Source organism: Legionella sp. MW5194 (assembly GCF_016864235.1).
Taxonomy (GTDB): Bacteria; Pseudomonadota; Gammaproteobacteria; order Legionellales; family Legionellaceae; genus Legionella_C.
The window spans coordinates 1706145-1724751 of the sequence record NZ_CP045732.1 but is presented as its reverse complement, the minus strand read 5'-3'; the positions used below and the strand labels follow the sequence as shown (position 1 = coordinate 1724751).

Below are 18607 nucleotides of genomic sequence, written 5' to 3'. Positions count from 1 at the left end.
AATCTACATGGTGTCTGTCATTTGTGATGATTTTAGCATGCCTGCCAGATAGGTTTCTATTTTATTGCAAAAATGGCGGCAATTTTCGCCTAAAAATTGTACTCCAACACCGCTTGGCTTACTGCCTTGTGCGCCTTTGGGGGTAATCCACACCACTTTGCCATCGATTTTGTAGGTTTCTGGTTCAGTTAACAACTTCACATTCAGCTGCACTGGCATGCCCAAGGTGAAATTATGATTGGTGCGTATGAATAAACCGCCGCCATGCAAAAACGGCATGTAGGCCATGTAAAGCGCTCCCTCGCTGGCATAGGCACAATTGATGGTTGGGATGTCTTCCGTCGACATGTTATTTTCCTTTAATCGTGGTAGCCCAATAAAAGATTTTCCAATGCGAGTAATTGATTCACACTGATAGTATGGTTTATTTTTTTAAATATGCCATTAATTTTATCGATTTGCCCAAATAACACAGGGACACTGAGCGAAGACGCCAGGGTATTCATCGCCGCCTGATCGTCACTTTTCTGCATCAGCTTGAGATAAATTAAATGGGCATGAAGGAGGGAGAGAAACCACAAGAGTGCCGGAAAATCATGGCTTGCCCATTTGGCGGCCAGGGAGCAGGCGGATTCCTCACGTGTCAGCAAGGCCTGCAAATCCTCAAGAATGGTTGATTGCTGACTAAACACCTTACCCTTTGCCGTATCCTCCGCATGGCGTTGGCCTAAAGCCAGGTAATTGTCTTGTTTTTCATCAGCATCGTACAAACGCCACAATTGGCAACGGCTTAAGACAGTGGCCGGTAGAGTGCCGAGGAATTGCGCTTGCAAAAGAAAATAGACGCCAGGCGGCGGTTCTTCGAGTAATTTTAACAGGGCATTCGCTGCGGCATTATTTAATTTTTCTGCGGATTTAATCACAATAACGCGCTGAGCGCCCAATTGCGCCGAGGTGTAAGCGATGGTCTGTAGCGCCCGGATTTGTTCAATCTTGATTGCCCCCCCTTCTTTTTCAGGCTGGACAAGGGTTACATCCGGATGGCAGTGCACTGCAACGAGACGACAGGACTGGCATTGCTGGCAGGGTTTTGTCGGGTTGTGGCACAAAAGCAGTTGCATTAAACGGTGATTGAGCGCGTTCATTCTGGATTCATCGTCAGCACAAAAAAGATGACCATGCGTTAAGCGCTGATGAGCATGGCTTTGTTCAAAGTGAAGCCAACAGCGTTCAAACGGATCAGAATGCGGCATAATGGCTCAGGAACTTTTCAAGGTGCGATAACGCTGATTTTTGCACGGCTTCAAGCGTTTGGCCAGCATCAATCACAGCGACATTGCTCAACGTTTTAATTTTTTCATGGTAAGCGTGATTCACGCGATCAAAAAAAGCCTGAGACTCCTGCTCAATGCGATCGCTGTCGCCGCGCTGCGTCACTCGTTCCATCCCGCGTTGTGGCAGGATATCCAAAAACAGAATTAAATCCGGTTGAAATCCCTGTAAGGTAATGGTGGAAATGGTTTGAATGATTTCGGGGTCGATTTGTCTGCCCCCTCCCTGATAGGCGAAGGTCGAAAGTTCGAAACGATCGGCCAGAACCCATTTTCCTTCATGTAATGCTGGACGAATGACCTGATCAAGCAATTGGACCCTGGCGGCATAAAGAAGCAGTAGTTCAGTGTAGGCACTCATGGGCTCCGCCGGTCTCGGTTCCTTGATTAAATGGCGTATGGTTTCACCGATGTGAGTACCTCCCGGCTCGCGAGTCGTCACAACGGTCAATTGCCTTGATTCAAGCGATTGCTTTATTGTCTGCATCACCGTTGATTTGCCGGCTCCTTCCAGCCCCTCTACAACAATAAAGCGTCCCTGGGTCATTGTTGCGGTTCCTTGTTCTTGTATTTATACCGTAAAACGGCCTTTTTCTGCTGTTCATACGTCTCTGAAAACGCATGCGAACCGTCGCCTTTGGCCACAAAATAAAGGTAACGGCTGGGTTTTGGATGAGCGGCAGCATCAATGGACTCTTTACCCACCATGGCGATTGGCGTAGGCGGCAGTCCACGGTTTTTATAGGTATTGTAAGGCGAATCAATGCTTAAATGCTCATGGCGCAGCTTGCCGTCAAACTGTTTCCCAAAGGCATAAATAACGGTGGGATCCATTTGCAACGGCATGTTTTTCTTAAGCCGGTTCACAATAACACCGGCAATCAGTTTGCGCTCGCTGGCTAAGGCAGTCTCTTTTTCAAGAATGGAGGCAGCAATCAATAATTGATAAGCATTGTCATAGGGTAACCCCGGACTTCGACTATTCCAGGCGGTATTTAAATAATTCAATAAATCATGATTGGCGACGTTAAGCAGTGATTTGGCATTATCCCCCGCATCATAATTGTAGGTATCGGCAAGGAAAAGGCCTTCAGGGCTGGGGTGAGGACCTGAAAAAGCGTTTAAATCCGCCTCATCAAACGATAAATACGGGGCCTTTTTTAAGTTGTCGGTCACTTGTGCCAGGGTCGTTCCCTCAATGATGCGAAAAGATTGCACCAGCACCTCACCGCTGGTCACTTTGTCCAGTAATTGCTGAGCTGTCTCACCAGGAGCAATCTGATAAATACCGGCTTTGAGTCGATTACTGTAGCCCTGCCATTTCATGAACGATAAAAACATTTTTTTCGAGCCGATCAAATGCAGGGCATCAAGGTGATTGACAAAGGCCGATGCCGTGGAGTTGGGTTTAATTTCCAAGATAAGGGGCTTGCTTTCGGGAGGCAACAGCGGTTTAGTCAGCAGCGCATTGACATTGTAGGTGAACAAGGTGAAAAACAGCACCAGAGACAGTGCTGTTACAAAGAAAAACCACTTAAAAAACGCTTTCATCTAGACTCGCTTAAACAGCAAGCTTCCATTCGTTCCGCCAAATCCCAATGAATTGCTTAAGGCGTAATCGATTTTCATCGACTGGGCCTTATGTGGCACATAATTCAGATCACATCCTTCATCGGGATTATCCAGATTAATGGTTGGTGGCGCGATTTGATCGCGGATGGCCAGAATACTGAAAATCGCCTCAACCGCACCGGCAGCACCCAACAAGTGTCCAGTCATGGACTTGGTTGAGCTCATGGCTAACTGATAAGCATGGTCACCAAAAACCCGCTTAACCGCTTTGGTTTCATTCATGTCGTTCAGGTAGGTGGACGTACCATGGGCATTAATGTAATCGACTAGACTCGGAGCAATATTGGCATCCTGCACAGCGGCTTCCATGGCGCGTGCTGCTCCGTCAGCATCCTCATCGGGAGCTGTGATGTGGTAAGCATCCCCGGACATACCAAAACCAACCAGTTCGGCGTATATTTTGGCGCCACGAGCTTTGGCATGTTCGTATTCTTCCAGAACAAGAATACCGGCACCCTCACCCATCACGAAGCCATCTCTATCCTTATCCCATGGGCGAGACGCTTTTTCCGGTTCGTCATTGCGTTTGGATAACGAACGGACAGCCGAAAAGCCAGCCAGGCATAAGGGGGTCGTGGTCATTTCGGCACCGCCGCAAATCATGACATCGGCATCGCCATAAGCAATCATTCGACCAGCGAGACCAATGTTATGAGTACCGGTTGTACACGCGGTCACCACGGAAATATTGGGTCCTTTCAGCTGATGCTTAATAGAAATCTGTCCTGCGACCATGTTAATGATGCCAGCAGGAATAAAAAACGGTGATACTTTACGCGGTCCGCCACTAACCAGTTTATCCTGATTATCGGTAATGGTTTGAATACCACCAATCCCAGCGCCTACCGCGACACCAGCCCGTAAGGACAAGGGATGGTCAACCACCAGACCAGAATCAGCCAGAGCCTCATCCGCTGCGGCTATTCCATATTGGGTAAATAAATCCATTTTACGAGCGTCTTTCAGCGGCACATGGTTCTCGATGTTGAAGTCTTTGACCTTGGCCCAGATTTTGGTGGGGTACTCGGTGGTGTCAAAACCATCTATCACGCCAACACCACTTTTCCCGGCCAGAATATTTTGCCAGGTTTGCTCTACATTAAGACCGACAGGGGTCACCATCCCCATGCCGGTTACTACTACACGCCGCTTACTCAATGAATACTCCTCGAATTTATCAAGCTTCTTCTTTATTCATGTTTGATTCAATGTAATCAATTGCTTCCTGAATCGTTGTGATTTTTTCAGCTTTTTCATCAGGAATCTCGGTCTCGAACTCTTCTTCAAGAGCCATAACCAATTCAACAGTGTCAAGAGAGTCTGCACCCAAGTCATCAACAAAGGATGCATTATTGTTCAAATCTTCCTCTTTAACGCCCAATTGTTCACCAACAATTTTGCGAACTCTTTCTTCAACTGTACTCATAACTCGTCTTTCCTCTTCGGTTTATTAAAATTTTCTTGTGGCTAGTTTATTCATTTATTCAAAGAACGCAAGTCCATTAATTCATGTACATACCGCCATTGACGTGAATTGTTTCACCCGTAATATAATTTGCACTGTCTGAGGCAAGAAAAGCCACGGCTTCAGCAATGTCCTCTGCCTTGCCCAGACGCTTCATGGGGATGCGTTTCAGCATTTCGTCTTTCACCAGTTCGGGAAGTGCACTGGTCATGTCGGTATCAATAAACCCTGGGGCTACCACGTTGACCGTGATGCCGCGGCTGCCGATTTCCTGGGCAAGTGATTTGGTAAAGCCCACGACACCTGCCTTAGCTGCAGTATAGTTCGCCTGTCCGGAATTTCCACTTGAACCGACCACCGAACCAATCGTAATGATGCGTCCCCACCGTGCACGGAACATGGGCTTAAGGCAGGCTTTGCTCAAACGAAAGACGGCATTCAGGTTGGTCTCAATCACCTTGTACCATTCCTCATCGTCCATGCGCAGTAACAGGTTGTCATTAGTAATACCGGCATTATTAACCAGAATGGAGGGTAATTTATCTTCATCCGACAATTGGGCCATCAAATGCTCCACGCCCTCTTTATCAGTTACATTGAGCATAACGCCATGCCCTGACAGATGGTCGGCCTTAAAAGCGGCCGTGATGGCTTCGGCACCGGCGGTTGAGGTGGCGGTACCAATAACATAGGCGCCTTTTTTTGCAAGATTTAAAGCAATGGCCTGCCCTATTCCGCGGCTGGCACCTGTAACAAGGGCAATTTTTCCTTGCAGATTGGTCATGTAAACTCCTATTGACACTGTTCGTTCGTTGTCAGACTACCAAGGGCTTGTTCGAGCGAAATCTGATCATAAATGCTGCTGGTCGCCAGCGTTTTGTCAATGCGCTTGACCAACCCGCTCAAGACTTTACCGGGGCCACACTCAATCACCAGATGGGTTTGTTTATTTTTCATCAACTGGATGGTTTCAACCCATCGAACGGGACTGTACAATTGTTCTTTCAACAATGCTCTCATCTGCTCTGGCGACTGGTAGATGCTCAGATCAACGTTACTGATGACAGCAGTATCGGGGACACGGAAGGTCGATTCAGCCAGACATTCAGCAAATTGTTCAGCCGCGTCAGACAATAAAGGGCAATGGCAAGGCACACTGACCGGGATGATTTTTGCCAGTCGCGCATCCATTTCTTCGGCCAGTGTGACGGCGCGATGAACGGCTTCAGTATGGCCGGCAATAACCACCTGGCCTATGGCATTATAATTGGCTGGGGTCACTTTCTGCTGTGCATCACTGGCCTGCAGGCAAAGCTGGCTGACTTGTTCATCACTCAAACCGACGATGGCGGCCATTGCACCCTGTCCCATCGGAATGGATTGTTGCATGATTTGACCACGGCGACTGACCAGCAGGGCTGCGTCAGGGAGTGAAATGGCGTTGGCAGCTGTTAAAGCGGCGTATTCACCCAGACTGTGGCCTGCCATGAGATGGGCCTTGGGGAAACCGACTTTTTTTAATACCTGAAAAACAGCGACGTCGGCTGTCAGCATGGCAGCTTGTGTGTATTCGGTCTGATTCAATTGCGAATCAGGGCCTTGTTGTACAAGTGACCACAGGTCATAACCCAGTTTATCGGACACTTCACTGAACACATCAATAATCTGGCTGTGGTGATCAGCGAGTTCGGATAACATGCCAATGGATTGAGAGCCCTGGCCAGGAAATACATAGGCAATATTAAACATGTAAAGGTACTCCAACAGACTAGTAACGAATAACCATGGCACCCCAGGTCATTCCACCACCGAACGATTCCAGTAATAATAAATCCCCTCGGGAAATTTTATTATTCTGTATTGAATAATCGAGGGCGAGAGGGATGGATGCAGCGGAAGTATTGCCTTGATTTTCAATGGTTACAATGACTTGTTCCATGGATAAATCCAGCTTTTTAGCGATACCTTGAATAATGCGAATATTGGCTTGATGAGGGATTAACCAGTTGATGTCTGATTTCTGCAGACCGCTGCAATCCAGAATTTCATCCACAATGTTACCCATGATATTGACGGCAAGCTTAAACACTTCATTGCCACGCATGCCGATAAACGATGCCTGATCGTTGCCCGTGGCGTTATCGTAGGTAAGGTATCCCTCGCCATCGTACAGGGAGTGCAGGCGACTGGCTAAAATGCCGGGTTCGTCGCTGGCGCTTAACACTGCTGCACCCGCGCCGTCGCCAAATAATACACAGGTTGCCCGATCCTGCCAATTAACGGCTCGGGACATGCTTTCACTGCCTACAACGAGCACGTGCTCGGCTGTGCCTGACTGAATGTATTGCCTGGCCATGTCCATCGCATAGACAAACCCGCTGCATGCCGCTGAAATATCAAAGGCCGGGATACTGCGGGTCGAGGCGATTGCTTTTTGCACATGGCAGGCCATGCTGGGGAAAAATTGGTTGGGTGTGCAGCTCGCCACAATGATTAAATCAATGTCATCAGCCTGCAGTCCAGAGGTCTTTAGTGCTTTTTTTGCTGCTTCAGACGCCATGTAAGCTGTGGTTTCATGCTCGGAGGCAACATGGCGGCTACTGATACCGGTTCGAGAAAAAATCCACTCATGGGTGGTATCCAATTGCGACTCGAGCTCTTTGTTGGTGAGGGAACGCACAGGCAGATAACTTCCTGTTCCTTTAATAATGGCATTTTTCATAGCAACAAACCCTGGTTGATGAAATCGGTGATTTGATCTCTAACCAAATCAACAACGTTACTTTGAACCTGCAACATGGCTTCTTCAATCGCATATTGAAAGGCCAACTCGCTCGCGCCGCCATGGCTTTTGACAACAATGCCGTTTAAGCCGAGTAAACTGGCTCCATTGTATCGCGCAGGGTCCATGCGGACTTTTAAATGGTTCAGCGCAGGTTTTGCGATTAACCCCGCCAACTTGGCCCATGGGCTGCGGGTGAATGATTCTTTAAGTACGGAAAGCATTAGTTTAGCCAGGCCTTCGCTCGCTTTAAGTGCAACATTACCGACGAATCCGTCACAAACAACGAGATCGACACTGCCTGAATAGAAATGATCCCCTTCCACATAGCCCACGTAATTCATCAGTGTGCATTCAGCCAGCATGTGCGCTGTCCGTTTGACCTGATCATTCCCCTTGATTTCTTCAACACCAATGTTGAGCAGGGCAATGCTGGGCTTGGGTTTTTTATCCAAAGCCCGAATAAGGGCAGACCCCATGACGGCAAACTGAAAGAGGTGTTCTGCACAGGAATCCACATTGGCACCGAGGTCAATGACACGGGTTTTCCCTTTCAGGGTCGGCAATTCGGCAATGATGGCAGGCCGATCAATGCCTGGCAGGGTTTTCAGCACAAAGCGGGCCGTGGCCATTAAGGCACCGGTATTTCCGGCACTGACACAGGCCTGTGCCTGCCCGTCCTTGACCAGATTAATCGCAACCCGCATGGAAGAATCTTTCTTGTTGCGCATGGCATGCGAAGGCAACTCATCCATACCTACAACCTCGGATGCATGGATGACCGAGAATTGACTGGCGCTTGCGACAGAATGCTTTTTAAGATGCGAATTAACCTGAGCTTGATCGCCGACTAACAATAATTTTAAGTCAGGATTACGCCGGATGGCACGAACACAAGCAGGAATCACGACATTCAGACCATGATCCCCACCCATCGCATCAACAGCAATGGTGATGTTCTTCAAGGAAGCTTACTCTTGTTCGTAAACGTTATCGGTATCCAGCACTTTTTTGCCACGGTAATAGCCGTCAGGCGTAATATGATGACGCAGGTGTTTCTCACCACTGGTGGAATCCACTGACAGAGTGGGTGCAGTCAGCGCATCGTGAGAGCGGCGCATATCGCGTCTGGAACGCGATTTTTTATTTTGTTGAACAGCCATTGTATTACTCCTAGGCAATTTGTATTAATTCATTTGGGACGGAATATTACCGATTTTTTCTCGTTAATCCAAGTCTTAATAAGAGATTTTATCACGTTTATTGCCTTTCGGCATGAATAAAGGCAGCAATTTCCGGATCACACTCGTTGGGGTCGTTATGGGATTGCGGGCTGTAAAGATGCAATTCGTCAGTAATCAGCCCCTCTAAATCGACCTGATTGTCCACTGCGACGATGGTTTCATAGGTGGTTAACCATTTTTCCGCCGCCTCCTCCGAACTGCATACAGCAATCTCAAGATGATTGGCATACGAATAAGTAAACGGTTTGAGGCAGCGCTGGCAGGTAATCGTCAAATCACCGCTGACGTGCAAATTCACTAAATAATAATTGTCTTTTCTTTCAACCTCATAGCCGCATTCCAGGTGAACTGACGGCTCAATGTGATATGGCAACCGGTCGGTTAAGGTCAGGGAAAGGTGTTGCGGCCCCTGATTGACCGCTTTTCTAAGATTAATGTGCATGGATTTAACTCAAATAACGGAATAATAACGGAGACTTTTGCAAATTGCGATTTAATCTTTTGTTATTATGGCGTAAAATAGAATCTTTTTTAAACATTTGTTGCTCAATGAAAGCAAAAGTTATTGTCGGGATGTCCGGCGGCGTTGACTCTTCCGTGGCTGCCTGGCTTTTGAAAGAACAAGGCTATGACGTCGAAGGCCTGTTCATGAAAAACTGGGAACAGGATGATACAGAGGGCTACTGCGCCGCAGCAGCGGATCTGGCAGATGCTCAGGCGGTCTGTAATCAGCTGCAAATCCCCCTTCACAGTGTCAATTTTGCAGAAGAGTACTGGGATCGCGTGTTCGCCCATTTCCTTCGCGAATATGAACTGGGCCGCACACCCAATCCCGATGTGTTATGTAACAAGGAAATTAAATTTAAGGCTTTTTTAAATCATGCCCTTTCACTTGGCGCGGATTACATTGCAACGGGCCATTATGCCAGGGTGCGCGCCGAAAGTAACCCGGGGGCCTTATATAAAGCCAAGGATCGCGACAAGGATCAAACCTATTTTCTGCATGCCGTAGAGCCCTCGGCTCTTGCGAAAACCCTGTTTCCAGTGGGGGATTTTCTTAAAACAGAAATCAGGGATTTTGCACGCCAGCTTGGACTGGTAACTCAGGCCAAAAAAGATTCGACCGGTATTTGTTTCATCGGTGAAAAGCGGTTTAGGGACTTTTTAAAAGAATTCATTCTTGCAAAACCAGGGGACATGCAGACACCCCAGGGCGAGACCGTGGGACGTCATGAGGGATTGATGTACTATACTCTCGGTCAGCGTCAGGGATTGGGTATAGGTGGTCGTAAAACAGGCGGCGATGAACCCTGGTATGTCGTAGACAAAGACATTGAAGCCAATGCATTAATTGTTGCCCAGGGCGATCACCCTCTGTTGTACTCGCAGGGTTTGATTTGCAGCCCTGTTCATTGGCTGGTGCCGCAGGATCAGGTTTCTTTGCCGTTAACCTGTTTTGCTAAAACCCGTTACCGCCAGCCGGAGCAGGCCTGTGTCATTTCACCTGAAAGCAATGGTCAGCATTACGTCATGTTCTCCGAATGGCAACGGGCGGTGACACCGGGCCAGTACATTGTGTTCTACGATAAAAATCAGTGCCTCGGCGGAGCGACAATGGAGCAAATTATTCGCTAAATAAGGTACAATTAATACATGGTGTAGCGAGACCCCTTTTCTTCTGGAGTATTTCATGGCAGCGATTAATGCAATCCCCTCATCAACAACCAAGGTATATTTTTCAGTCAGTGCGGCTGACAAAGTGGCGGCCCTGATTGCTGAAGAGGACAATCCCAATCTGAATTTACGGGTTTACATTACCGGAGGCGGTTGTTCCGGGTTTCAGTACGGTTTTACCTTTGATGAGACAATACAGGATGATGATACGGTGGTCGTTCAGACCTGCTCCGACGGTCAATCCACGGTCAAGCTCCTGATTGACTCCATGAGCCATCAGTTTCTAAACGACGCGGAAATTGATTATGTTCAGGGCATTCAGGGCGAGCAATTTGTCATTCGTAATCCCAATGCCAAGACCACCTGCGGCTGTGGTTCGTCCTTTAGCATGGATGATGAGTAGCCCACCTCACTCTTAAGGCCCTGGTTTTCGGGGCTTTAATCTCAGAGTTTCAGCAGCGCTGTAGCCTGTGTTTCACTCAACATGCTCCCTTTTGAGTTCCCTACATCCCCCTCTCTCTTGATGGAATCGAAAAATTTAATCACCGGATTCACTTTGACACTGACCTTATTCAGTTCATCCAGTTGACTAAAATCGGCGTGTGGATCTCCCATGAGCACGCAGGCAAACTCTAATGTCAGATAGAGGGTGTGTTGTCCAAACAGCTTATTGGGGGTCTTATCCTCGATAAAGCCTGTTTTAACAGCGTAATTAAATTCCTCCAGAAAATCGAGTTTGGTTTGTTTATTGGGAAAGGTTAAAATGGCGCCAGCCCTTTCTCCGGCTGCAAAATGGGCTCCACTGTTTTTTAAGGTTTTGCTGTTAACCGTCATTTGATAGGGGTTCATATTAAACTGCGTTAAATGCTATGATTGCTTAATTTTAAACCATATGGATTAACGTTTTATTAATAGGGTTTAACAATGACTTTCGTGCCGATTTTAATAAAATTCTGATGCAGCCATTTGGCATCGTGCGGCTTGACGCGAATACACCCATGGCTGGCATTGTAATTAGGCACATCATAAGAGCCATGAATAGCGTAATATTTACTGAAAAACATGCAATAAGGCATGGCTGCACCGCCTTTACCCAAAGGGTAACGGCTGGAGCGGCAATTGGCGCTGCCTTTGGAAATAATACGGTAAGTGCCCGTTGGTGTACGGCAGGCGCGACGAACGTCTTTACAATAACGACTGCCTCCCGAGGCCTTACCGCTGCGCACCACTTTGCCATTGTGATTAATGGCTACCCATGACAATGATTTTGGATTAAATACAAACTGATTGGAGGCTAAAACCAGGAGAGGCTTGCTATTCTCAAGGGGAGGAATCTGGGTTTGCGCTTGTACAAAGGCGGGCAGGCAAACTAAAACAAATGCAGCAGGGGCAAGGCGAATGCGTTTTTTTGCTTCCATGATCGTCTTCTTTGCTCAATATTCCTACAAATAACTATAGAACAAAATATAGACGAAGTGTTTCTTTGTTGATTGATTTGTGCGACATGTCTGCTACTACGGTAAGGCTTGACTTGAGCACGCAATGAGTCGCCAAGCGAAATCAAGGTAGGCCTCACAGGCCCTTTTAAGAAAGCACTGAAAAATTTAAGCACGGTGGAGTTCACCGATTATTGACTTGCGGCAAGCGTGCTTGTTTGCACGCGCAGGAGGACCGTTGATAAAGAATCGCAATCTCTAGGCCATCTTCCAATCGATCACTCCTCCTGCCAGAGGTTCACCCCTGATTTTTTGACTAAAAATTCAAGAAATTCCTGATGGCGTTGCCGCTCCTGCTCATTCACCGCGATAAGCGGGGAATGGCTTGACAGAAGAGGAAAGCCCTGCTGCTGTTGTTGGGTAGCCCCATGAACAGCAGCAAGATTGTCCTCTTCAAATAATTGGGTCTGACCGCCAGTCATGGCCAGGTAGACGTGAGCCAGGATTTCGGCATCAAGCAAGGCGCCGTGGAGGGTTCGGTTGGAATTGTCGATTTCATAGCGTTTGCAGAGGGCGTCCAAGCTGTTGCGCTGGCCAGGGTGTTTTTCTCGTGCCAAAACCAGGGTATCACAGACCGTACAATAATCGGGTAACCGCTTGGGCCATTTAACCCAGTTTAGCTCCGCTTCAATGAAGCCCACATCAAACGGCGCATTGTGAATAATCAGTTCGGTACCGGCGACGAATTGAATGAACTCCTCGACAATGGCTTCAAAAGGCGGCTTGTCTTTAAGGAACTCCGTACTGATCCCGTGGACGCGAAACGCACCCTCCTCCACGTCACGATTGGGATTGAGATAGGCATGGAAATGGCGACCGGTTAATTTTCGGTCTATTAACTCAACACAGCCGATTTCAATGATGCGATGCCCCAACTCAGGGCCTATGCCCGTGGTTTCCGTATCCAAAACAATTTGCCGCATATCAGCCCTTTAACATTTCAGTGATTGCCAGGTTGGCCAGTTCATCAGCGCGCTCGTTTTCAGGGTGTCCCGAATGGCCGCGTACCCAATGCCAACGGATAGTATGCATTTTGCTGAGCCTGTCAAGCTCCTGCCACAGATCGGCATTTTTAACCGGTTCTTTTTTTGCATTGAGCCACCCTTTCTTTTTCCAGCCGTGTAGCCACTCCATCATCCCCTGACGCATGTACTGCGAATCAGTGTATAAATCAACCACACAGGGGCGCGTTAATGCGCTTAACGCTCGAATGGCAGCGGTTAACTCCATGCGGTTATTGGTGGTATGCGTCTCACCGCCGTAAAGTGCTTTTTCCTGGCCATTGTAACGCAACAAGGCGCCCCATCCACCAGGGCCTGGGTTGCCTTTGCAGGCGCCATCAGTAAATATTTCAACCGTCATAAAAATAAATCAGGGTAAGGCTTTTGATTGGGGTCAATAGCATACACGGAAAAATCCTGAATACCAGCCTTACGCAAAACGTCTTCATCAATAAAAAAATGGCCAGTGGTTTCACGCGCGGGTTGATTGAGAATCCAGTAAGCCGCATCAGCAACGATTTCCGGTTTACGGCTGGCTTTGAAGATGGCTTCCGGGAAATTCACTTCAATGGCGGCGGTTGCAATGGTTGTCTTAGGCCACAGGGAATTTACCGCGATGCCTGCGCTTTTAAATTCTTCTGCAAGTCCCAGTGTGCAGAGGCTCATCCCCATCTTGCTCAAGGTGTAAGCGAGATGCGGTGCATACCATTTTTTGTCCAGACTCAGCGGTGGCGACAACGTGAGGATATGCGGGTTATCTGATTGCTTAAGGTATGGAATCGCCGCTTTTGAACAGGCAAACGTCGCGCGGGTATTGACACCCTGCATCAGATCATAACGCTTCATCGGTGTTGACAAGGTGTCGCTTAAGCTTATTGCGCTGGCGTTATTGATGAGCACATCAAGCTTGCCAAACCGGGCAATGGTTTCTCTGATAGCACCTTCAATCTGCTCCTCATCACGAACATCCACCATCAGCGGCAAGGCCTTTCCGCCCAGTTTTTCCACTTCCTCAGCGACACTGTGAATCGTGCCTTCCAGTTTCGGGTGGGGGGTATCGGTTTTGGCAGCAATGGCAATGCATGCTTTTTCACGTGCAAAGCGCAGAGCAATGGCACGGCCGATGCCCCGGCTGGCACCGCTGATAAAAAGGACCTTATTCATTATTTCTCCCTAAATTGATTCCGGCTATGTAGCGAAGATACCAGTGTACCAGTCTGCCATAAGGCGGATAAAGCCAGGCCGCTGTGGCTATCTTTTTCTTTTTAAAGACCGGTTTTAATTGTGAAAAGCGATCAAAGCCTTCCTGGCCGTGATACTGGCCAAACCCGCTGTGGCCAACGCCGCCAAAGGGCAGATCATCGATGGCCACGTGCATTAGCGTATCATTGACAGTGAATGCACCCGACAAGGTGCCGTACTCTAAACGGTTCAATTCGTCATTGTTGTCACCAAAATAATACAGGGCAAGCGGATTGGGTAAGGAATTGATGAAATAAATGGCATCGGCCATTCTCTCGTAGGTCATGATGGGTAAAATAGGGCCAAAAATCTCTTCATTCATGACTTTCATGGCCGTGTTGACATTAAAAATCAAATACACCGGCATTTTTGCAGAACTGGGTGATTCTTCCCCGTATTGCACCACCCGCGCACCCTTTTGCCGCGCATCTTCCAGTAGATCATGTAGCCTTTGTTTATGGGAAGGTGAGATGATGCCTGTGTAATTGTCATTGGTCATTAAGTCCGGGTAGTGTTGGCTTAAAAATTCAGCAAACCCCGTCTCAATGGTTTGTTCAAGCCGCGAAGGCACCAGCAGGTAATCCGGCGCAATGCAGGTTTGGCCGGCATTATACAATTTCCCCATGAACAAGCGCGGCAAATAAGCGGGATTCATCCCCTGCGAAAGAATAGCAGGGGATTTTCCGCCCAGCTCCAGGGTCACAGGGGTGAGGTTCTGGCTGGCTGCCGCCATCACCGCTTTACCGACGGAGGTGGATCCGGTAAACAGCAAATGGCCGAAAGGCAGGCTGGAAAAGGCCTTGCCCACCTCGACATCGCCGTCAACAATTTTGACAAATTTTTTAACAGTTGGTAGCGATGAAAGGAGTTTTTGTAAGGTTTGACTTAATTCACTGCTTAATTCCGACATCTTTACCATAACCCGATTGCCAGCAGCCAAGGCATAGGCTAAAGGAACAATGGACAAGAACACCGGATAATTCCAGGGTACAATAATTCCCACGACCCCCAGCGGTTGAGGTAGCACATAGGCACTCGCTGGCCAGAAATGCCAGGATACCCGTTTTTTTCGTGCTTTCGTCCATGTTTTTAAATGCGACAGGCAATAATCAATGGCTTTAATTGACGGCGCAATTTCCAGAAAAAGCGATTCGGTCTGCGAGCGGTGCGAATAATCGGAATTGATGGCGGCAGCCAAGGTTGTTCCCTGCGTCTTCAGCAGGGTTTTAAGTTGTTTAAGCATGTCGCGCCGTTCGGAAACCGAAGGATAAGGATCCTTTCGATGTTCCTGCATTAATTCCATAAAGAGGTTATTCAAGACCATGTTCATCCCTGCCGCCAGTCCTTTGCGTTAAATCCCAGCCGATTTCGCCGCTTAGAATTTTTTCCTTGATGATGGCAATATCCGGAGCAAAATAGCGATCCTGTTCGTAAGCCGGTACATAGGCCCTTACTTTTTCATACACTGTTTGCAACGGCGGCGATGTGGTGAGTGGTTTATGAAACTCCAATCCCTGACAGGCTGCCAACAATTCAATGGCCAGGATGGTCGCGGTATTGTCATTCATCAGCTGCAAACGCCGGGCTGCGTTTGTGGCCATGGACACATGATCTTCCTGATTGGCCGATGTCGGCAGGCTATCCACTGAGTGAGGATGCGCCAGCGCTTTGTTGTCACTGGCACAGGCAGCAGCGGTCACGTGTGCGATCATGAAGCCGGAATTAAGGCCGCTTTCTTTTACAAGGAAGGCCGGTAGACCGCTAAAATGAGAATCAATTAACAGGGCAATCCGCCGCTCCGAGTTAGCCCCGGTTTCAGCTATCGCCAGCGCAAGATTATCGGCGGCCATGGCAATCATTTCGCCATGAAAATTACCGCCCGACAGGATGTCCCCCTCTCGGGAAAACACCAGTGGATTGTCAGAAACCGCATTGGCTTCGACCTGGAGGGTGTCGGCAACAAATCGTATCTGGTGAAGCACTGCCCCCATAATCTGCGGCTGGCAACGCAGGGAATAGGGATCCTGGACCCGTTTGCAATCCCGATGCGACTCGCGAATGGCACTGCCTTTCAACAGTGTCCGATAGTGCATGGCAACCTCACCCTGGACCCCGTGGCCGCGGGCGACATGGATGCGCTCATCAAAAGGGACATCACTGCCGCAGGCCGCATCGACCGACAGGCTGCCGGTAAGAACCGCCACAGCGAATAATCGTTCTGCCACGTGCAGGGCCTGCATCGCTATGGCTGTAGAGGCCTGAAGGCCGTTCAGGAGAGCAAGGCCTTCCTTGGGCGCCAGTTCCATGACGTCAAGGCCGGCGATTTGAAGCCCGTCCCTTGCGCTGATGATTCGCCCCTGATGCCTCACTTCCCCTTCACCCAGCAAAGGCAGAGCGAGATGGGCGAGCGGTGCCAGATCGCCGGAAGCACCCACAGACCCTTTTGCCGGTATGCAGGGATAAACCTGATGATTGTAGAGGCGAATAAGGGCCTCAATCAACTCAAGCCTGACACCGGAATACCCTTGGGCAAGGCTGTTGATTTTAAGCAGGAGCATTAAAGCCACCAGCTCATCGTCCAGCAATTCGCCAGTGCCGCAGGCATGAGATAACACAATATTGCGCTGCAATTCTTTCAGATGCGATTGACTGATGGTTTGATTAGCCAGGGAGCCGAAACCGGTGTTAATGCCATAGACGGTTTCTCCTTTGTCCACGATCTCCTGGACAGTACCCTGCGAGGCCTGGATGCCCGGCAGGGCGGAATCGTCCAGCTTACAGGGGCGGCCGCTTTTAATCAGTTCGTGGTAATCCGCCAGCGTCATCTGCCGGGGTTTCAAAATAAAAAAATCAGCCATGGGCAGCGCCCTCCTCATCCATCATGGGCAGCCATAGCTGGTTGGCTTTCGCGCAGCGACGGGCCAGATCATAACCGGCATCCACATGACGCATGACGCCAGTCGCCGGATCATTGAACAACACGCGTTGCAGACGAAGCGCTGCTGCCTCACTGCCGTCTGCGACAATAACCACGCCTGCATGCTGGGAAAACCCCATGCCGACACCGCCGCCATGATGGATGCTGACCCAGGTCGCGCCACTGGCGCAATTAAGCAGCGCATTGAGCAAGGGCCAATCTGAAATGGCATCACTGCCATCCAGCATGCCTTCGGTTTCGCGGTTTGGACTCGCGACAGAGCCAGAATCCAGGTGATCACGGCCGATAACAATGGGGGCACTGACCTCCCCATGCCTGACCATGTCATTAAAGGCAAGCGCGAGACGCGCACGATCCTTTAATCCAACCCAGCAGATTCGCGCCGGCAATCCCTGAAAGGCTATTTTGTCATGAGCCATATCAAGCCAACGATGGAGATGGGGGTTGTCCAGTATTAATTCCTTGACTTTTTTGTCTGTGGCATAAATGTCTTTCGCTTCACCCGACAAAGCCACCCAGCGGAAGGGCCCTATTCCTTCGCAAAACAGCGGCCGGATGTAAGCCGGCACGAACCCTGGAATGGCAAAGGCTTCCCCTACCCCTTCTTCCAATGCCATTTGCCGGATGTTGTTGCCGTAATCAAAGACCGGGATACCTTGCTTTCTGAAACCCAGCATGGCATTCACCTGCACCGCCATGGATTTTTTAGCCGCGGCAATGACTTTTGCAGGCGCTGTCTTTCTCATCTCAATTGCCTGTTCCAGCGTCCACCCCTGCGGCAGGTAACCATTCAGGGGATCATGAGCGCTCGTTTGATCAGTGACCATCGCCGGTTTAAGGCCACGTTTGAGGAGTTCAGGATAGATGTCAGCGGCATTCGCCAATAAGCCGACTGACAAGGGAGTTTTTTCCCGGCAGGACGCCTCAATCCATTGCAAGGCTTCATCCAGCTGGTCGGTGTATTTATCGAGGTAGCGGGTTGAAAGCCGCTTTTTAAGCCGTGAAACATCGCATTCAACAGCCAGTACACTGGCGCCGGCCATGGTAGCCGCCAGCGGTTGTGCACCGCCCATACCGCCTAATCCCGCCGTCAAAATCCACCGGCCGCTTAAATCCCCGTGGTAATGTTGTCTGGCCGCCGCAACAAAGGTTTCATAGGTGCCCTGGACGATGCCTTGCGAGCCGATGTAAATCCAGCTGCCGGCTGTCATTTGCCCATACATCATCAGGCCTTTTTTATCGAGCTCGTTGAAATGCTCCCAGGTGGCCCATTTGGGGACTAAATTGGAGTTGGCTATAAGAACACGCGGTGCATCAACGTGGGTTTTAAACACCCCCACCGGTTTACCGGATTGCACCAGCAGGGTCTCGTCCTCGCCCAGTGCTTTCAAGACCTCGATCATTTTGTCGAAGCAGGACCAATTTCTGGCGGCACGGCCCAATCCGCCGTATACGATTAATTCGTCGGGGTTTTCAGCCACGTCCGGATCCAGATTATTCATCAGCATACGAAGTGCGGCTTCTGTAAGCCAGTTGCGGGAATGAAGCACATTTCCCCGAGGGGATTTGACGGGGCGGGCCTTGCGTGTCATAGTCATAATAATTCCATCCAAAGAACGACTAAAAAACAGTCACTTGCATTTACCACCGCTAGTCTACACTACTGCCGGGCCGACGTGAATTATTCCTGTGAGAACGCTGCAATTTATTGTTTTACTGTGATAATATTTAAGCATCTTTGCTTAAAATAAGGTCATCGTGGATACGAATGTCAAACACCCGGCCTCACTTCGTGTTTTTTT

General features: G+C 49.1%; 22 protein-coding genes. 2 read left to right on the top strand and 20 right to left on the bottom strand.

Annotated elements, in window-relative coordinates; translation table 11 throughout:
• Positions 1-3: 3 nt before the first annotated feature.
• The 12 genes from GH742_RS08045 to GH742_RS07990 form a co-directional block, all read right to left on the bottom strand.
• On the bottom strand, positions 4-348 hold the full coding sequence (locus tag GH742_RS08045; protein WP_058530601.1) for a PilZ domain-containing protein: 345 nt from the start codon (positions 346-348) through the stop codon (positions 4-6).
• An 11-nt stretch (positions 349-359) separates the two neighbouring features.
• Positions 360-1253: a DNA polymerase III subunit delta' C-terminal domain-containing protein gene (locus GH742_RS08040; RefSeq protein ID WP_203454258.1), complete on the bottom strand. Its 894-nt coding sequence runs from the start codon at positions 1251-1253 to the stop codon at positions 360-362.
• Positions 1240-1878, bottom strand: a complete 639-nt coding sequence (gene tmk / locus GH742_RS08035; RefSeq protein ID WP_203454256.1) for a dTMP kinase — start codon at positions 1876-1878, stop codon at positions 1240-1242. The genes GH742_RS08040 and tmk overlap by 14 nt, the downstream gene beginning before the upstream one ends.
• Positions 1875-2882, bottom strand: a complete 1008-nt coding sequence (gene mltG, locus GH742_RS08030; protein ID WP_203454254.1) for an endolytic transglycosylase MltG — start codon at positions 2880-2882, stop codon at positions 1875-1877. The genes tmk and mltG overlap by 4 nt, the downstream gene beginning before the upstream one ends.
• Positions 2883-4121, bottom strand: a complete 1239-nt coding sequence (gene fabF / locus GH742_RS08025; RefSeq protein ID WP_203454252.1) for a beta-ketoacyl-ACP synthase II — start codon at positions 4119-4121, stop codon at positions 2883-2885.
• Between the two features lie 19 nt (positions 4122-4140).
• Positions 4141-4389: an acyl carrier protein gene (gene acpP / locus GH742_RS08020; RefSeq protein WP_058526342.1), complete on the bottom strand. Its 249-nt coding sequence runs from the start codon at positions 4387-4389 to the stop codon at positions 4141-4143.
• 76 nt (positions 4390-4465) lie between these two features.
• Positions 4466-5212: a 3-oxoacyl-ACP reductase FabG gene (fabG, locus tag GH742_RS08015; RefSeq protein ID WP_203454250.1), complete on the bottom strand. Its 747-nt coding sequence runs from the start codon at positions 5210-5212 to the stop codon at positions 4466-4468.
• Between the two features lie 8 nt (positions 5213-5220).
• Positions 5221-6177, bottom strand: a complete 957-nt coding sequence (gene fabD / locus GH742_RS08010; RefSeq protein WP_203454248.1) for an ACP S-malonyltransferase — start codon at positions 6175-6177, stop codon at positions 5221-5223.
• A 19-nt stretch (positions 6178-6196) separates the two neighbouring features.
• Entirely contained in the window at positions 6197-7150 is a 954-nt protein-coding gene (locus GH742_RS08005; RefSeq protein WP_203454246.1) for a beta-ketoacyl-ACP synthase III, read from the bottom strand.
• Positions 7147-8175, bottom strand: a complete 1029-nt coding sequence (gene plsX, locus GH742_RS08000; RefSeq protein WP_203454244.1) for a phosphate acyltransferase PlsX — start codon at positions 8173-8175, stop codon at positions 7147-7149. Before plsX ends, GH742_RS08005 begins: the two co-directional genes overlap by 4 nt.
• 6 nt (positions 8176-8181) lie before the next feature.
• Positions 8182-8373, bottom strand: a complete 192-nt coding sequence (gene rpmF / locus GH742_RS07995) for a 50S ribosomal protein L32 (protein WP_058530592.1) — start codon at positions 8371-8373, stop codon at positions 8182-8184.
• Positions 8374-8470: 97 nt separating this feature from the next.
• Positions 8471-8896 (bottom strand): DUF177 domain-containing protein, encoded by a 426-nt coding sequence (locus tag GH742_RS07990; protein ID WP_203454243.1) that lies wholly within the window; start codon positions 8894-8896, stop codon positions 8471-8473.
• A 107-nt stretch (positions 8897-9003) separates the two neighbouring features.
• Between GH742_RS07990 and mnmA the strand changes: the two genes are divergently transcribed.
• Both mnmA and erpA read left to right on the top strand, forming a co-directional pair.
• On the top strand, positions 9004-10089 hold the full coding sequence (gene mnmA / locus GH742_RS07985) for a tRNA 2-thiouridine(34) synthase MnmA (protein ID WP_203454241.1): 1086 nt from the start codon (positions 9004-9006) through the stop codon (positions 10087-10089).
• Positions 10090-10144: 55 nt separating this feature from the next.
• The gene (erpA, locus tag GH742_RS07980; RefSeq protein ID WP_203454240.1) at positions 10145-10531 is read left to right on the top strand and encodes an iron-sulfur cluster insertion protein ErpA; all 387 of its coding nucleotides are present in this window, start codon (positions 10145-10147) and stop codon (positions 10529-10531) included.
• Positions 10532-10572: 41 nt separating this feature from the next.
• Here the strand turns inward: erpA and GH742_RS07975 are convergent, their stop codons facing one another.
• The 8 genes from GH742_RS07975 to hutU all read right to left on the bottom strand — a co-directional run bounded on the left by GH742_RS07975 (position 10573) and on the right by hutU (position 18397).
• Complete coding sequence (locus tag GH742_RS07975) at positions 10573-10977, bottom strand: hypothetical protein (RefSeq protein WP_203454239.1); 405 nt, start codon at positions 10975-10977, stop codon at positions 10573-10575.
• 59 nt (positions 10978-11036) lie between these two features.
• Entirely contained in the window at positions 11037-11546 is a 510-nt protein-coding gene (locus tag GH742_RS07970) for a L,D-transpeptidase (protein ID WP_203454238.1), read from the bottom strand.
• A gap of 296 nt (positions 11547-11842) precedes the next feature.
• Positions 11843-12547 (bottom strand): DNA polymerase III subunit epsilon, encoded by a 705-nt coding sequence (dnaQ, locus tag GH742_RS07965; protein WP_203454237.1) that lies wholly within the window; start codon positions 12545-12547, stop codon positions 11843-11845.
• Between the two features lies 1 nt (position 12548).
• Complete coding sequence (gene rnhA / locus GH742_RS07960; protein WP_203454236.1) at positions 12549-12986, bottom strand: ribonuclease HI; 438 nt, start codon at positions 12984-12986, stop codon at positions 12549-12551.
• Entirely contained in the window at positions 12983-13789 is an 807-nt protein-coding gene (locus tag GH742_RS07955; RefSeq protein WP_203454235.1) for an NAD(P)-dependent oxidoreductase, read from the bottom strand. Before GH742_RS07955 ends, rnhA begins: the two co-directional genes overlap by 4 nt.
• Complete coding sequence (locus tag GH742_RS07950) at positions 13782-15191, bottom strand: coniferyl aldehyde dehydrogenase (protein WP_203454234.1); 1410 nt, start codon at positions 15189-15191, stop codon at positions 13782-13784. The genes GH742_RS07955 and GH742_RS07950 overlap by 8 nt, the downstream gene beginning before the upstream one ends.
• Complete coding sequence (hutH, locus tag GH742_RS07945) at positions 15178-16725, bottom strand: histidine ammonia-lyase (RefSeq protein WP_203454233.1); 1548 nt, start codon at positions 16723-16725, stop codon at positions 15178-15180. Before hutH ends, GH742_RS07950 begins: the two co-directional genes overlap by 14 nt.
• The gene (gene hutU / locus GH742_RS07940; protein WP_370569553.1) at positions 16718-18397 is read right to left on the bottom strand and encodes a urocanate hydratase; all 1680 of its coding nucleotides are present in this window, start codon (positions 18395-18397) and stop codon (positions 16718-16720) included. Before hutU ends, hutH begins: the two co-directional genes overlap by 8 nt.
• Positions 18398-18607: the final 210 nt, after the last annotated feature.

Excerpts from the sequence above, each read along its gene's own strand:
- GH742_RS08045 (WP_058530601.1), bottom strand. The coding sequence starts at position 348 with ATGTCGACGGAAGACATCCCAACCATCAATTGTGCCTATGCCAGCGAG.
- GH742_RS08040 (WP_203454258.1), bottom strand. The coding sequence starts at position 1,253 with ATGCCGCATTCTGATCCGTTTGAACGCTGTTGGCTTCACTTTGAACAA.
- tmk (WP_203454256.1), bottom strand. The coding sequence starts at position 1,878 with ATGACCCAGGGACGCTTTATTGTTGTAGAGGGGCTGGAAGGAGCCGGC.
- mltG (WP_203454254.1), bottom strand. The coding sequence starts at position 2,882 with ATGAAAGCGTTTTTTAAGTGGTTTTTCTTTGTAACAGCACTGTCTCTG.
- acpP (WP_058526342.1), bottom strand. The coding sequence starts at position 4,389 with ATGAGTACAGTTGAAGAAAGAGTTCGCAAAATTGTTGGTGAACAATTG.
- fabG (WP_203454250.1), bottom strand. The coding sequence starts at position 5,212 with ATGACCAATCTGCAAGGAAAAATTGCCCTTGTTACAGGTGCCAGCCGC.
- fabD (WP_203454248.1), bottom strand. The coding sequence starts at position 6,177 with ATGTTTAATATTGCCTATGTATTTCCTGGCCAGGGCTCTCAATCCATT.
- GH742_RS08005 (WP_203454246.1), bottom strand. The coding sequence starts at position 7,150 with ATGAAAAATGCCATTATTAAAGGAACAGGAAGTTATCTGCCTGTGCGT.
- rpmF (WP_058530592.1), bottom strand. The coding sequence starts at position 8,373 with ATGGCTGTTCAACAAAATAAAAAATCGCGTTCCAGACGCGATATGCGC.
- GH742_RS07990 (WP_203454243.1), bottom strand. The coding sequence starts at position 8,896 with ATGCACATTAATCTTAGAAAAGCGGTCAATCAGGGGCCGCAACACCTT.
- mnmA (WP_203454241.1), top strand. The coding sequence starts at position 9,004 with ATGAAAGCAAAAGTTATTGTCGGGATGTCCGGCGGCGTTGACTCTTCC.
- erpA (WP_203454240.1), top strand. The coding sequence starts at position 10,145 with ATGGCAGCGATTAATGCAATCCCCTCATCAACAACCAAGGTATATTTT.
- GH742_RS07975 (WP_203454239.1), bottom strand. The coding sequence starts at position 10,977 with ATGAACCCCTATCAAATGACGGTTAACAGCAAAACCTTAAAAAACAGT.
- GH742_RS07970 (WP_203454238.1), bottom strand. The coding sequence starts at position 11,546 with ATGGAAGCAAAAAAACGCATTCGCCTTGCCCCTGCTGCATTTGTTTTA.
- dnaQ (WP_203454237.1), bottom strand. The coding sequence starts at position 12,547 with ATGCGGCAAATTGTTTTGGATACGGAAACCACGGGCATAGGCCCTGAG.
- rnhA (WP_203454236.1), bottom strand. The coding sequence starts at position 12,986 with ATGACGGTTGAAATATTTACTGATGGCGCCTGCAAAGGCAACCCAGGC.
- GH742_RS07955 (WP_203454235.1), bottom strand. The coding sequence starts at position 13,789 with ATGAATAAGGTCCTTTTTATCAGCGGTGCCAGCCGGGGCATCGGCCGT.
- GH742_RS07950 (WP_203454234.1), bottom strand. The coding sequence starts at position 15,191 with ATGGTCTTGAATAACCTCTTTATGGAATTAATGCAGGAACATCGAAAG.
- hutH (WP_203454233.1), bottom strand. The coding sequence starts at position 16,725 with ATGGCTGATTTTTTTATTTTGAAACCCCGGCAGATGACGCTGGCGGAT.
- hutU (WP_370569553.1), bottom strand. The coding sequence starts at position 18,397 with ATGACACGCAAGGCCCGCCCCGTCAAATCCCCTCGGGGAAATGTGCTT.